The organism is Glaciibacter kafniensis, assembly GCF_039538945.1.
GTDB lineage: Bacteria > Actinomycetota > Actinomycetes > Actinomycetales > Microbacteriaceae > Cryobacterium > Cryobacterium kafniensis.
The window spans coordinates 928,595-943,016 of sequence record NZ_BAABCN010000002.1; the positions used below are offsets into that span (position 1 = coordinate 928,595).

A 14,422-nucleotide genomic window follows, 5' to 3' on the forward strand; every position below is an offset into this window, starting at 1 on the left:
TGTATCGCTGTGTGTGCAGCCTTAGCGGGCGAAAAGTCCGCGGTAGTACTCGTAGACCCAGCCGATGAGGCTGATGACTCCGACACCGACTGCAATGAAGCAGATCCAGAAGCCCACGCCGAGTCCGAGGAACAGCAGCGCTGCACTCGCAGCGAGCATGATCGGCCACCAGCTCCACGGGCTGAAGAAGCCCATTTCCGGGTCGCCATCGTCGATGTTTGCGTCGAGACGGTCCTCGGGCAGTTCGCCACCCTGAGCAGCGTGAACACGGCCGAGGTAGAAGGCCAGGAAGCCAGACAGCACCGTGGACAGCGCGAGCGCGAACGTTCCGGCCCATTCGACGGCCTGGTGACTCGGGTCCAGCAGGCTCCACACCACGTAGGTGACCGCGGACAGAGCGAAGAAGACCGTCAGAATCCAGAAGAGGTTGACGTTGGCTTTCATTTACTTGACCTTTTCCGAGGCTGCGTCATAGGTGGGAGCGTCAGGTGCGTCCTTGGCCGGGCCAATGCCGACCGGGATGCCCACCTCGGGGTGGTTCAGGTCGAACGCGGGGCGCTCGGACCGGATCCGGGGAATCGAGGTGAAGTTGTGACGCGGCGGCGGGCACGACGTGGCCCACTCAAGGGAGGAACCGTAGCCCCACGGGTCGTTGACCGTGACCTTCGGCGCCTTACGCGCCGTGATGTACACGTTCAAGAAGAACGGAATCATCGAGGTCGCGAGAATCATGGCGCCAATAGTCGACAGCTGGTTCATCCACGTGAAGCCGTCTTCAGGTGAGTACGTGGCGTAGCGACGCGGCATGCCGACGACACCCAACCAGTGCTGCACCAGGAAGGTGGTGTGGAAGCCGATGAACAGCAGCCAGAAGTGCCACTTGCCGAGAGTCTCATTGAGCATCTTGCCGGTCCACTTCGGCCACCAGAAGTAGAAGCCACTGAACATGGCGAACACGACGGTACCGAACACGACGTAGTGGAAGTGAGCGACGACGAAGTACGTGTCAGACACGTGGAAGTCGAGCGGCGGCGACGCGAGGATGACACCGGTCAGACCACCGAAGGTGAACGTGACCAGAAAGCCGATCGCCCAGAGCATCGGAGTTTCGAAGGTCAGGGACCCTCGCCACATGGTGCCGATCCAGTTGAAGATCTTCACACCGGTCGGCACGGCGATGAGCATCGTCATCAGCGAGAAGAACGGCAGTAGCACTGAACCGGTGACGTACATGTGGTGAGCCCACACCGTGACCGAGAGCGCAGCGATGGAGATCGTCGCGTACACGAGCGTCTTGTATCCGAAGATCGGCTTGCGGCTGAACACCGGGAACACCTCAGAGACGATACCGAAGAACGGCAGCGCGATGATGTAGACCTCGGGGTGACCGAAGAACCAGAACAAGTGTTGCCAGAGGATGGCGCCACCATTGGCCGGATCGTAGATGTGAGCGTCGAAGATGCGGTCGGCCGCTGCAGCCAGCAGGGCGGCAGCAAGAACCGGGAACGCCATCAGGATCAGAATCGACGTGACGAGCGCGTTCCAGGTGAAGATCGGCATGCGGAACATGGTCATGCCCGGAGCACGCATCGTGATGATCGTGGTGATGAAGTTCACGCCACCGAGGATCGTGCCGAAGCCCGAGAGGCCCAGGCCAACCATCCAGAGGTTTCCACCGACACCTGGCGAGAACGTCGTCGACGCCAAGGGCTGATAGGCGAACCAGCCGAAGGATGCGGCGCCCTGCGGGGTGAGGAATCCTGCGACGGCGATGAGGCTACCGAAGAAGAAGAGCCAGAAGGAGAAAGCGTTCAGACGCGGGAACGCGACGTCAGGAGCACCGATCTGTAGCGGCATGAGGGCGTTCGCAAATCCGAAGAAGAGCGGGGTGGCGAACATGAGCAACATGATGGTGCCGTGCATGGTGAACAGCTGGTTGTACTGCTCCTTGGTCTGAACGATTTCGAGACCAGGGGCGAACAGCTGGGCGCGGATGACCAAAGCCATCACGCCGCCGATGCAGAAGTAAATGAACGAGGTGATCAGGTACATGTACCCGATGACCTTGTGGTCAGTGGATGTAATCCACTTGACCAGGATGTTGCCCTTGCGTTCGGCCGAACGCGACGCCACCGGGGATGAACCCAGTGGTGCCGTCGGTGCCGGGGCGGGTGCTGTGGTGGTGCTCATGGGTTAGTGGCCCTCCTCGGTGGTCGGGGCGCCCGTGCCCGGAAGATTGCTGTTGCGGTCGTACTCCTGGCTGAGCTGACCGGTGTTGCCGGCTGCGCGCAGCGACTCGATGTACGCATCGTAGTCAGCCTGGGACACGACCTCCACGTTGAAGAGCATGAGGGAGTGGTACTCGCCACACAACTCTGCACACTTTCCGGCGTAGGTGCCGATGCGCTCGGGGATCAGCGACATGTAGTTCGTCTTGCCCGGAATCACGTCTTTCTTGTACAAGAAGTCGATGACCCAGAACGAGTGGATGACGTCGCGCGACTCGAGCTTGAACTCGACCTTCGCGCCGACGGGAAGAACAAGCTTCGGCAGCTCGGACTCTTCGATTGTGCCGGCCGGAGCGTCAGGCTTCGGCTGGGCCTGAATGCCTGCGGAGTAGACGTCTTCATTCACGTAGTTGAAGTCCCACGCCCATTGCTTGGCCATGACCTCGATCTGCACGTCCGGCTGATCGAAGCGAGCTTCGATCGCAGCCTGGTCGCGTGCAGTGAAGGCGAAGAAGCCCAGCACCAGGATCAGCGGCACGATCGTGTAGAAGATCTCAATCGGCATGTTGTAGCGCATCTGGACCGGAAGACCGGTCTGACCCTTGCGGCGTCGATAGACAACAACCGCCCAGATAGTAAGGCCCCAGGTGATGAGACCGACGATGAGCAGCACGATCCACGAGGTGGTCCAGAGCCCTGAAATGCGCTCGGTGTGATTTGTCACCGCCGTTTCGCCATCAACAAAGCCGGGGAGAAAACCATTCAGCTGGGCGGTAGTGCACCCGGCAAGAACAATGGTTAACGTCGCTGCGATCGGAATTGCAGCCCATCGGAGACGGCGATTTGTGCGCACCGGTGACCTTTCGGGAGACTCGAGGGCACTTCACAGGAAGTGCTTTGACCGGTTCTAGCCTACTCCGGCAGATGCCGCCCAATGTGCACTCTGAGGGCCGAGTCGGTGAAGAAGTCGTCGTCAACCGCAAATTTTCTGTCTGAAAAGCGGCCAAAAAGCCAGATGGGAGACCATCCAGACGGATGATCTCCCAGGTTGGCGTGCATCAGCTAACTAGTGGAAAGAATCTCCACAGGCGCAGCTTCCACCCGCGTTGGGGTTGTCGATGGTGAATCCCTGCTTCTGGATCGTGTCTTCGAAGTCGATGGTTGCGCCCTCCAGGTAGGGAACGCTCATCTTGTCGACGATCACTTCGACGCCGTCGAAATCACGCACAGCGTCACCTTCGAGGGTGCGCTCGTCGAAGTAGAGCTGGTAAATCAGCCCTGAGCATCCGCCCGGCTGCACTGCAACGCGCAGACGCAGGTCTTCGCGGCCCTCCTGCGAGAGCAGGCTGCGCACCTTGTCGGCAGCGGCATCGCTCAGCCCGACGGCGTGAACAGCGATGTCGGCAGTCTGTGACGGAGTGCTGGTGGTGATGGTGTCAGTCATGGTGCTCCTCGGTTCGATCAGGTGAGGGATCGCGTCGGTTCGGTCGTTCGGCACTGGGGCAGTCAGGGACTACATCGTGTGGCCGGATCTGAAGAGATTCTAACTCGGGCAACGTTGAAGTCGCCGTGAGCATTCCCTGAACATCAATGAAGCCGTAAATCCTGCAACGGATGTCAGTGGCGGCGACCCGCGTGGGCGTGTCGCCTAAGCAGCAGGGTCGCGACGGTTCAACCGCCCCAAGAGATAGGCCTCGGTGAGAAGTGCACGCTTGAACACCCCGAGATGGAGCGACTCGTTGGGACTGTGGGCCCGTGAGTCAGGGTCTTCGACCCCGGTGACCAAGATTTGAGCGGCGGGGAAGACCCGAACGAGATCGGCGATGAACGGAATCGAACCACCGACTCCGATATCAACCGGCGGTACTCCCCAGGCGTCTGCCATGGCTTCGCGAACCGACGCGACCGCCCAGCCGCTCGTGTCGACGAGGAACGGCTCCCCCGTGTCGAGATCGTCAATCTCAAGGTGCGCGCCGAACGGTGCGTTCTCGGTGAGATGAGTTTCGATCGCCTGGTAGGCCGACTGAGCGTCTTGCCCGGGGGCGACACGAACGCTGATGCGCACGCTGATTGCCGGCGCCAGTGTGTTTGAGGCGTTGTCGACGGTCGGCGCGTCGATTCCGGTGACCGTGATCGACGGCTGCGCCCAGATCCGGCTGAGGATGGTGCCGTGCCCGATCGGTGAGACGCCGTCGAGCAGACCCGTCTCACGACGCAGCTGCTCCTCGGAGTAGGCCGGAGTCTCTTGATCGTGACTGGTCAAACCGGCCACTGCAACACCGCCCTCGGCATCGTGAAGCGTCGAGAGCAGGCGAATCGTGGCCAGCATCGCGTCCGGCACCGCTCCCCCGAACATTCCGGAGTGCGAGGCGTGCGCCAAAGTACGCACCGTCAGCCTGAACGTCACATTGCCGCGCAGCCCGATGGTCAGTGCCGGTGTGTCGATGTCCCAATTGTTGGAGTCGGCGACCACGATCACATCGCCGGAGAGCGCTGCGTGGTTCTCCTCGAGGAAGGCGGCGAATGAACGGCTCCCGAATTCCTCTTCGCCTTCGATGAACAGTGTGATGCCGAGATCGAAGTCGGGCCCCTCCGCCTCGACCAGAGCGCGGATGGCACTGATGTGGGCCATCACCCCGGCCTTGTCGTCGGCTGCACCGCGACCATAGAGCCGGTCGCCGCGCACCGTGGGTTCGAACGGGTTCGACTCCCACTCTTCGTCTTTGCCGGGAGGCTGCACGTCGTGGTGGGCGTAGAGAACCACCGTCGGCTTGCCGTTCTGGGCAGCGCGCGTCGCAATGACGGCGGGCTGGCCGAGCTCGTCTGTACCGGGAATGCCGGCTTGCTTCACCTCGACGACGTCAAAAACCCCGAGATCACGGGCCAGGCCGGCCACCGCTTCGGCGCTTTCGGCAACATGGTTTCGGTCGAACGCCGCCCACGAGACCGACGGGATGCGCACGAGCGCGCAGAGGTCGGCGATGGTAGTGGGCAGACCGCGTTCGACCGCTTCGCGCAGGGCGGAATCGAGTTCGGGAACAACTGCAGAGACTGGCTTCTGGGTATCCGTCATGGAGGTAATCTTAAAGCAACCAATCGCAAGGAATTGATGTGGCTAAGAACCCTGTAAACCCCGACGCCCAGCCGTCGATCGAGACTGCCGACGAAACCGCAGCTCGTCTCGCCGCTGCGGCCACCGCCGGAAAAGGCCAGGCGACGCCGACGCGCAAGCAGCAAGAAGCTGCAAATCAGCGCCCGCTCGTGTCCGGTGACCGCAAGGTAGCGGCCAAACAAGCGCGTGAGAAGTCGATGGAGGCGCGAGGACGCGCCCGTATCGGCATGGCCAACGGCGAAGACAAGTACCTGCCCCTTCGCGAGCGTGGACCGCAGAAACGTTTCGTGCGTGACTACGTCGACGCTCGTTTCAACGTGGGCGAGTTCATGATTCCCGTCATGTTCCTCGTCATCCTGCTCACGTTCTTCCCCGACCAGGCAGTGCAGACCTACGGGATCCTCGCTCTCTGGGCGTTCTTCCTCGTTGCCGTGGTCGACTGCGTGATCCTGGGCTTCATTCTCACCCGCAAGGTTGCCGCTAAGTTCGGCGCCGACAAGGCGGAGAAGGTGCGGTGGTACGCCGCCATGCGCGCACTCCAGCTGCGCCCGATGCGTCTGCCGAAGCCGCAGGTCAAGCGCGGCCAGTACCCGAGCTGATCACAGCCTGAACCATTGCTGCCCCGCCGCCGACATTGTCGGCGCGGGGCAGTTTGCATTTGTCGAGTCAGTTACCGAAGGCACCCGCACGAATCAACGGAATGCGCACCTCTTCGTCGGTCATCGAGCCGTGCTGACCGATCATCTGTCGCGGCGACTGATTCGGTTCCCGCGAATCGTAATAGGCAACGAGCTTGCGTGCGGCGATGATCACATCGCCGATGCGGGGGCGAACCTCGTCGGCGACCTCACCGAAGAGACCGGATGCGATCGCCTCGTCACGCGTGAACACCCAGGCACGGTCTCCTTCGACGCTTCGCCATTCCTCAGCCAGCGCATCGGCCGCGCCGGGTGTCGGTGACTCCAAGTAGAGGTAGAGGCAGCGCGGGTCTCCCCCGATGTGGCGAACTCCGGCAACCAGCTCGGGAACCGTGTCGAAAAGCACGTGCTTGGTGTGCGGCACGTCAATGACTCCGTGATCCGCGGTGAGCAGCAGACCTTCGTCGGCTCCCAGTCCTCCCGCGAAGGTGGCGATCTCTCCATCAAGGGTTTCGAGGGCGCCCAGCCACTTCGCTGACTCCCAGCCATGGGCGTGGGCTGCGATGTCGAGCTCAGCGACGTAGAGATAGACGAGCGCCCGCGCGTTCTCGTCAAGTACACGCCGGGCCGCGGCGAACCGGTCGGCAACCGAGTCGGCAGAAACGTAGGTCGCACCGCGGAGCACCGCCTGAGTGAGGCCCGATGCTTCATAACGCTTGGGCCCGATCACGAACGACGGCACATCGACATCCGCCGCCTGCTCGAAAACGGTGCGGGCGCGCTGCCAGGTGTCTGGCTGCATCCCTTCATCCCAGCCACTCAGTTGGTTCACTACACGGTCGTTGGCACCATCGAGCACGCGGTAGCCGACCAGGCCATGCATACCTGGTTGCACGCCTGTGGTCAGCGCAGCGATGCCGGCCACCGTCGTCGCCGGAAAAACCCCCTCGATCACCGACGTTTTGGTCAGCCTCGACGCCAGAAACCGGGCGTGCCCTGCACGAGCCTTGATCGCGCTCACGCCGAGTCCGTCGGCGAGCACCACGACGGCCTTCGAGACGGGAGGGAGGTTGAAGACGTTGGGTTCACCGCTGATTGCGGCGAGGGAACTTGTCAGAACATCGGCAAGGCGCAGGGCTCCGAATGGGCGGGCCGGTAGAATTGATGGCATCGGGACAAGTCTTTCACAGCTGTTCCGCACGTCCGCATCTCACCGAAGTGCACAGTGCCTGCCTCACGCACAGCGCACGCCTGAAGCAGAAGTCACGAATGAGCCGCAAAGACACCACTCCCCCCGCCGAGATCAAAGAACGCATCGAAGACGTCGACGTTTCAGTCGAGATGCAAGGCTCGTTCCTCGAATACGCCTACTCCGTGATCTATTCGCGCGCACTCCCCGACGCGCGTGACGGCCTGAAGCCCGTGCAGCGCCGCATCCTCTATCAGATGAGCGAGATGGGTCTGCGTCCCGACAAGGGCCACGTGAAGTCGGCTCGTGTGGTCGGCGAGGTGATGGGCAAGCTGCACCCCCACGGTGACACGGCCATCTACGACACGCTGGTGCGCATGGCTCAGGCCTTCACCCTGCGCGTTCCGCTGATCGACGGGCACGGAAACTTCGGCTCCCTCGACGACGGCCCCGCCGCCTCCCGGTACACCGAGGCGCGCCTCGCTGCCCCTGCGCTGGCAATGACCGAGAATCTCGACGAAGACGTCGTGAATTTTGTGCCCAACTACGACAACCAGCTGACCCAGCCCGACGTGCTGCCCGCCGCCTACCCGAACCTTTTGGTGAACGGAGCGAGCGGTATCGCCGTTGGCATGGCCACGAACATGGCCCCGCACAACCTGATCGAGGTGGTCGGCGCTGCCCGCCACCTGCTCGCGCATCCGAACGCGACGCTCGAAGACCTGATGGAGTTCGTTCCCGGCCCTGACTTGCCCACCGGCGGAACCATCGTCGGCCTGGACGGAATCAAGGATGCCTACGCCACCGGCCGCGGGAGCTTCAAGACTCGCGCCCGGGTGACGGTTGAAGCGATCACCGCACGCAAGACCGGTCTTGTCGTTACTGAGCTGCCCTACTTGGTCGGACCGGAAAAGGTCATCGAGAAGATCAAGGACGGCGTCAACAACAAGAAGCTCAGCGGCATCTCCGATGTCACCGACCTCACCGACCGCACCAAGGGCCTGCGCCTGGTCATCGGCATCAAGACCGGGTTCAGCCCGGAGGCGGTGCTCGAACAGCTCTACCGAATCACCCCGCTCGAAGACTCTTTCAACATCAACGCCGTGGCCCTGGTCGACGGCGGTCCTCAGACGCTGGGGCTGCGTGAGCTGCTCGTCGTGTATGTCGGCCACCGCATCGAGGTCGTCACCCGCCGGTCGGCCTACCGCCTGGCACGCCGCAAGGAACGCCTGCACCTGGTGCAGGGCCTCCTCATCGCCATCGTCGACATCGACGAGGTCATTCAGGTCATTCGCACGAGTGATGACAGCGAACAGGCTCGCACCCGCCTGATCGATGTGTTCGAGCTCAGCCAGCTGCAGGCCGAGTACATTCTCGAGCTGCGCCTGCGTCGTCTCACCCGGTTCTCCCGCATCGAGCTGGAGACCGAGCGCGACCAGCTGCTCGCCGAGATCGCCGCTCTCGAGAAACTGCTCGGCAGCAAGCAGGCAATCCGCACCCTGGTGTCTGATGAGCTTGCCGCCGTCGCCGAGAAGTTCGGAACTCCGCGCCGTACCATCCTCACCGAGGCCAAGCCGAGCATCGCCGGCGCATCAGCCAAGAAGGGCGCCGTGATCTTGGAAGTCCAGGACACCCCGACCCGGGTGTACCTGAGTGTGACCGGGCGCATCGCCCGCGTCGAGCTGCAGGAGGGCGACGACGCCCAGGCCGACCGTGTCGGCCCGGCCAAGCGTCGTACCAAGCACGACGCTGTGCTCTCGGTGCTCGACACCACCACCCGTGCCGAGATTGGTGCGGTCACGAACCTGGGGCGCCTCATCCGTTTCACCCCGGTCGACCTGCCGCTCATGCCGCCGACGTCGATTCAGCTCGCGGCCGGCGTCAAGGTTGCCGACTACTTGGCATTGCCGAATCGGAGCGAAAAGGTTCTGGCGCTGGTCTCGCTGGAGTCCCCGCGCGCGATCGCACTGGGCACCAAGCAGGGCATCGTCAAGCGGGTCACTCCCGGAGATTGGGCCAACAAGCCCGACTTCGAGATCATCGTCCTGAAGCCGAAAGACGAGGTCGTCGGGGCGGTGCAGGGCGGTGACGATGACGAGCTCGTCTTCATCGCCTCCGATTCACAGCTGCTGCGCTTTCCCGCGTCTGGCGTTCGCCCTCAGGGTCGGGCCGCCGGCGGAATGGCCGGCATCAAGCTCGCTGCGGATGCCCAGGTCGTCTTCTTCACCAGCCTGAGCCCTGAGCAAGCGGAGACCGCGGTCGTCGCCACTGTGGCCATCGGCAGCCAGACGCTGCTCGGCATCGACCCCGGCAGCGCCAAGGTGTCGGAGTTCACCGAGTACCCGGCTAAGGGTCGCGCCACAGGCGGCGTGCGCTCACAGCGCTTCCTCAAGGGCGAAGACACTCTTGCCCTTGCTTGGGTGGGTCCGGCGCCGGCACACGCTGTCTCACTCTATGGCACCCCGCGTGCGCTTCCGGAGTCCGGCGCACGCCGGGACGCCTCGGGAACGATGCTCGACGCTGTTGTCGGCGCGATCGGCGCGGCGCTCAGCTAGAGTCCGCCTCGTTGAGGTCGGCTCTTTTCCGCGTCGCGCGGGTCGGGCGCCGCGGCGCGGGTCGGCCCCAACCGGCGCAGCGGCACCCGACCAGCGCAGCGCGCAACATGGTGACGGATGCGAGCGGCCGCCGCAACACGTGCTGCGGGCCGGCGCTAGACGTCGATGCGATCCCGCGAGAGCGTGTCAGAGCTATTGATGATGAACTCCTTGCGCGGTGCGACGTCATTGCCCATCAGCAGCTCGAACACGGCGCCTGCAGCCTCCGCGTCAGAAACCCGCACCCGGCGAAGGGTGCGATGCGCACGCTCCATCGTGGTGGTCGCGAGCTGATCGGCATCCATCTCACCGAGGCCCTTGTACCGCTGGATCGGGTCTTGGTAACGCTTTCCACTGCGCTTCAGCCCGGCAAGCACGCCCTGCAGTTCGGCCTCGGAGTAGGTGTAGATGGTCTCGTTCGGCTTCGAGCCCGGGTTCATCACGACGACACGGTGAAGCGGCGGTACTGCGGCGAACACCCGACCGTCTTCGATCATCGGACGCATGTAGCGGAAGAAGAGCGTGAGCAGCAGCGTGCGGATGTGGGCGCCGTCAACGTCGGCGTCGCTCATGATGATGATTCGGCCGTAGCGGGCGGCTGAGAGATCGAAGCTGCGCCCCGACCCGGCTCCGATCACCTGGATGATCGACGCGCATTCGGCGTTGCTGAGCATGTCTGAGACCGAGGCCTTCTGCACGTTCAGAATCTTGCCGCGGATGGGCAGCAGCGCCTGGTGTTCACTGTCGCGAGCCAGTTTTGCCGTGCCGAGCGCGGAGTCGCCCTCTACGATGAACAACTCGCTGGTCGCGACGTCGTTGCTGCGGCAATCGACGAGCTTCGCCGGCAGTGACGAACTTTCGAGCGCATTCTTGCGACGCTGCGTCTCTTTGTGCGCGCGAGCCGAGATGCGGGACTTCATCTCGGCGACGATCTTGTCGAGCACGAGAGCCGACTGCGCCTTGTCGTCGCGTTTGCTTGACGTGAAGCGCTCGTTCATCGTCTTCGCAATGACGTTGGCGACGATGGCGCGCACGGCAGGGGTGCCGAGCACCTCCTTGGTCTGTCCCTCGAATTGCGGCTCGGGCAGACGCACGGTGAGCACGGCGGTCAGGCCGGCCAGCACATCGTCTTTCTCGAGCTTGTCGGAGCCGACCTTGAGCCGGCGGGCGTTCTTCTCGACTTCGGCGCGCAGAAACTTGAGCAGGCCGGCCTCGAATCCGGCCTGGTGGGTTCCGCCCTTCGGTGTGGCGATGATGTTCACGAAGCTGCGCACGACGGTGTCGTACCCGGTTCCCCAGCGCAGCGCGATGTCCACGTGGCAGTCGCGCTTCAGCTCGGTCGGAACCATCGTGCCCGAGTCGGTGAGCACCGGAACCGTCTCGGTGAAGTGTCCGTCGCCCGTCAGTCGCCAGGTGTCGGTGAGCGGGGCATCCGTCGCCAGGTGATCGACAAACTCCGAGATGCCGCCGTCGAACTTGAACGACTCATGGATCGGTTCCTCTGCGCGGAGGTCGTCGATCTCGATCGCAAGACCCGGCACGAGAAATGCGGTCTGGCGGGCGCGAGCGAGAAGCTCGTCGTTTTGGAACGTCGCACCCTTGGTGAAGATCTGACGGTCTGCCCAGTAGCGGATGCGTGTGCCGGTGACGCCCTTCTTCACCTTGCCGATGACGCGCAGTTCGCTCTTCTTCTCGAACGGGGTGAACGGAGCGTCTGGACTCTTCTCGCCCGTGTCGGCGAAGTTTCCGGGCTCACCGCGGTGGAACGACATCGCGTAGGTCTTGCCGTCGCGATCGACCTCGACGTCGAGGCGTTCGGAGAGAGCATTGACCACGGAGGCGCCGACGCCGTGCAGACCGCCGGACGCCGCGTAGGAGCCGCTGCCGAACTTGCCACCGGCGTGCAACTTGGTGAAGACAACCTCGACACCCGTCAGACCCGTCTTGGGTTCGATGTCGACCGGGATGCCACGTGCGGTGTCACGCACCTCGACGCTCTCGTCGGGGTGAAGGATGATGTCAATGCTGTCGCCGTGGCCGGCCAACGCCTCGTCGACCGAGTTGTCGATGACTTCCCACAGGCAGTGCATCAGTCCCCGGGAGTCCGTGGACCCGATGTACATGCCAGGGCGCTTGCGAACAGCTTCGAGACCCTCGAGGACCGAAAGGTGGCGTGCGGAATAGTCAGAACTCACAACGGTTAACACTACTGAACAAGCCTGCACCTGCCCGAGTGACACTCCTTGCAGTTACTACGCGGTGAGCGAAATAACAGCTCCAATGCTCGCCGGGAGGCGTCAGGCGTGTTTTGATTGGGTATCAGCCTTAAAGCTTGGGTTTCAGGCTTCGCAACTGGAGGAGGAGAACATGTCCCAGATCGCCACCGATAATGGTGCCGTCGACCAGCAGGGCGCCCCCCACCAGCTCACCGCAGCCGACCGCTGCGACGCTTGTGGCGCTCAGGCCTATATTCGGGTCGTTGTAAACAACAGTGAATTGCTGTTCTGCGCACACCACGGTCGTAAGCACCAAGAGAAGCTGTCGGCAATCGCCGAGAGCTGGCACGACGAGTCGAGCCGACTCCTCGAAGACCAGCGCTCCTAGAGCCTTGCGAGTCGCTCCGCGCACTGCGCCGGAGCGACTCGGCAGAGCGTTCTATTCCGGAGCGTTCTATTCCGGAGCTTGGCCAAGCCGCACTGCAATCTGATTGCGTGCGGCTTTCGCCATTTCATCGGCGAAAATTGCGTCTTCGCCGCGTCGGTATGAGGCGCCGTGCCGGGCCGCCATGATCTCCAACAGGTGATCGGCAAACTGCGGGTTGCGGGCGAGCACCGGGCCGTGCAGGTGGGTTCCGAAGAACTCCCCCATCACGAGGCCTTCGAAACCGGCGCCGTTTCCGGTGCCTGACAGCACCCGTCCGAGCGGAGAGCCTTCGGCGCCGACGTAGTCACGCGCGTGGTTCTCAAAGCCGATCAACCGGCCGTACTTGGTCTTCACCACGAGATCGTCGGTCACCCGCTCTGTACGCGGCACCGCGCGACCTGCGACGAGACCCAGTCCTTCGATGACGGGGCCGTCGGCCTGCTCGATTCCCCAGCTGAGCAGTTCCCACCCCGTGCCGACCGCGAGAATCGGGACCCCACCGGTCGACCAGGTGCGAAACTCAGTCGTCATGGTGGCCAGGATGTCCCTCGCCGTAGCGAGGTCACCGTCGGTTCCCGATCCGACAACAACGGCATCGACCACCGCCGGAAGGTCTGCGGCTGAGCGCACCTCGACGACGTTCGCCTCGAAACCCGCCCACTCGGCCCGGCGACGGAGCACGCGGGCGTTCGCCGCGTCGCCGTTCGTGCCGAGCAACTCGGGCAGCACAGAAACTATGGTCAGCGACGTGGTCATGCCGACTCCTCGTCGTTGGAGGTCAACCCGAGATGCGCGCGCGTGCGGCGCATCGAGTCGGCAGAGAAAATAATCGTCTTCAGCCCGTGAGCCGGGTCGTCGAGAGCGAGGAACGCGTCGAGAGCCGTGCCGAGATCAGGTTCCACTCGATCGACCGTGACGCCGTCGTAGGCGAGCTGCAGGGCAATGTCGTGGGCCTTCGAACCTGACGCCAGCAGCACATGGCCGAGCCCGGAGGTGTCGACGGGCCAGAAGTAGGAGGGGTCCCGCACGTCTGAGCCGACGGCGATCATAATCTGCTCGGTGCCAGGTTCCAGGCTGTCGACGTTGAGCTGAAAGCTCGCCGGGTTCTGAACCAGCACGAACTCGACCATTCGCCCGCGCACCGAGACGATCTCGCCACGTCCGAAAACCGGAGGGATGGACGAAATGGCAGTCAGTGCGACGACGGGGTTGAACCGTTCTCCGAGGGCCGAGCGGGCGGTGGCCAGCGCGGTGACGGCATCGACCGCATAGTGTGTTCCGCGCGCCGGCAGCGTGAACGCATACGTACGTCCGTCGAGGTTCAGCTCGGCATCGCGGCCGTTCACCCGGGTGAGCAGAACGCCCTCCCCCGCCGGCAGCCGGTCGAGCGCAGTCTGGGTGTAGCCGAGCCCGCGCGGATTCTGGGCCAGTACCTCAGCGCTGACTCCATAACGATCGACCCTGACGCCGCTGAGACGTTCCCCGAGTTCGACGAGGTACTGGTCATCGCTGTTCAGCACAACCGACTCGGTCGCACGAGCCGCGATCTTCGCGAGCATGGCCGCGACCATCTCAGAATCGTGAAAACGATCGATCTGGTCGACCATCACATTGGTCAAAGCGACGACCCGCGGAGTGAGCGAGTCTGAGATCAGAGCGCCGTGGCCCTCATCCATCTCAAGCACTGCGATGTCGCCGGCGATGCGTCCACCCAGCGACACCTGCTCGAGCAATGCCGAGCTCAGTCCCTGGCTGATATTTGCCGTCGAGGGGTTGGTGAACACACTGACCCCGTGAGCACGCAGAGCCGCGACGAGCATCTTCGTCGTCGTCGATTTGCCGCTCGAACCCGTCACGATGACGAGCCCTCCCGGAAAACTGTTCAGGGTGCGCGGGAGGAATCCGGGCGCAATCGCGTTCACGACAACACCCGGAATCGCCGAGCCACCGCCCGGCTTTCGCCACCGGGCAAGCTTCCTGACGATCCTGCCAATGAGGATCGCCGGAGCATATCGCAC

12 protein-coding genes are annotated in these 14,422 nt (G+C 63.3%); 3 read left to right on the top strand and 9 right to left on the bottom strand.

What is annotated here, in order from left to right:
• Window positions 1-21 precede the first annotated feature (21 nt).
• From ABD791_RS04855 to ABD791_RS04875, 5 genes are all read right to left on the bottom strand, one after another.
• Entirely contained in the window at window positions 22-444 is a 423-nt protein-coding gene (locus tag ABD791_RS04855; RefSeq protein WP_345062813.1) for a cytochrome c oxidase subunit 4, read from the bottom strand.
• On the bottom strand, window positions 445-2,190 hold the full coding sequence (gene ctaD / locus ABD791_RS04860) for an aa3-type cytochrome oxidase subunit I (RefSeq protein ID WP_345062815.1): 1,746 nt from the start codon (window positions 2,188-2,190) through the stop codon (window positions 445-447). It abuts the gene before it with no gap.
• 3 nt (window positions 2,191-2,193) lie between these two features.
• On the bottom strand, window positions 2,194-3,081 hold the full coding sequence (ctaC, locus tag ABD791_RS04865) for an aa3-type cytochrome oxidase subunit II (protein WP_345062817.1): 888 nt from the start codon (window positions 3,079-3,081) through the stop codon (window positions 2,194-2,196).
• A gap of 213 nt (window positions 3,082-3,294) precedes the next feature.
• Window positions 3,295-3,672, bottom strand: coding sequence for a HesB/IscA family protein (locus tag ABD791_RS04870; protein WP_345062819.1), 378 nt, complete (start codon window positions 3,670-3,672; stop codon window positions 3,295-3,297).
• Between the two features lie 204 nt (window positions 3,673-3,876).
• Complete coding sequence (locus ABD791_RS04875; protein ID WP_345062821.1) at window positions 3,877-5,301, bottom strand: dipeptidase; 1,425 nt, start codon at window positions 5,299-5,301, stop codon at window positions 3,877-3,879.
• Between the two features lie 38 nt (window positions 5,302-5,339).
• Between ABD791_RS04875 and ABD791_RS04880 the strand changes: the two genes are divergently transcribed.
• Window positions 5,340-5,939: a DUF3043 domain-containing protein gene (locus ABD791_RS04880; RefSeq protein ID WP_345062823.1), complete on the top strand. Its 600-nt coding sequence runs from the start codon at window positions 5,340-5,342 to the stop codon at window positions 5,937-5,939.
• A gap of 67 nt (window positions 5,940-6,006) precedes the next feature.
• On the opposite strand, the gene ABD791_RS04885 is transcribed toward ABD791_RS04880, so the two are convergent.
• Window positions 6,007-7,149, bottom strand: a complete 1,143-nt coding sequence (locus ABD791_RS04885; protein ID WP_345062825.1) for an alkaline phosphatase family protein — start codon at window positions 7,147-7,149, stop codon at window positions 6,007-6,009.
• A 98-nt stretch (window positions 7,150-7,247) separates the two neighbouring features.
• On the opposite strand from ABD791_RS04885, the gene ABD791_RS04890 reads away from it, so the two are divergent.
• The gene (locus tag ABD791_RS04890) at window positions 7,248-9,722 is read left to right on the top strand and encodes a DNA gyrase/topoisomerase IV subunit A (RefSeq protein WP_345062827.1); all 2,475 of its coding nucleotides are present in this window, start codon (window positions 7,248-7,250) and stop codon (window positions 9,720-9,722) included.
• Between the two features lie 155 nt (window positions 9,723-9,877).
• Here the strand turns inward: ABD791_RS04890 and ABD791_RS04895 are convergent, their stop codons facing one another.
• Window positions 9,878-11,956, bottom strand: coding sequence for a DNA gyrase/topoisomerase IV subunit B (locus ABD791_RS04895; protein WP_345062829.1), 2,079 nt, complete (start codon window positions 11,954-11,956; stop codon window positions 9,878-9,880).
• A 172-nt stretch (window positions 11,957-12,128) separates the two neighbouring features.
• Between ABD791_RS04895 and ABD791_RS04900 the strand changes: the two genes are divergently transcribed.
• On the top strand, window positions 12,129-12,365 hold the full coding sequence (locus ABD791_RS04900) for a DUF7455 domain-containing protein (protein WP_345062831.1): 237 nt from the start codon (window positions 12,129-12,131) through the stop codon (window positions 12,363-12,365).
• A 66-nt stretch (window positions 12,366-12,431) separates the two neighbouring features.
• On the opposite strand, the gene ABD791_RS04905 is transcribed toward ABD791_RS04900, so the two are convergent.
• Both ABD791_RS04905 and ABD791_RS04910 read right to left on the bottom strand, forming a co-directional pair.
• On the bottom strand, window positions 12,432-13,160 hold the full coding sequence (locus ABD791_RS04905) for a type 1 glutamine amidotransferase (protein WP_345062833.1): 729 nt from the start codon (window positions 13,158-13,160) through the stop codon (window positions 12,432-12,434).
• Window positions 13,157-14,422 carry a MurT ligase domain-containing protein gene (locus ABD791_RS04910; protein WP_345062835.1) on the bottom strand — a complete coding sequence of 422 codons (1,266 nt, stop codon included), beginning with the start codon at window positions 14,420-14,422 and terminating at the stop codon, window positions 13,157-13,159. Before ABD791_RS04910 ends, ABD791_RS04905 begins: the two co-directional genes overlap by 4 nt.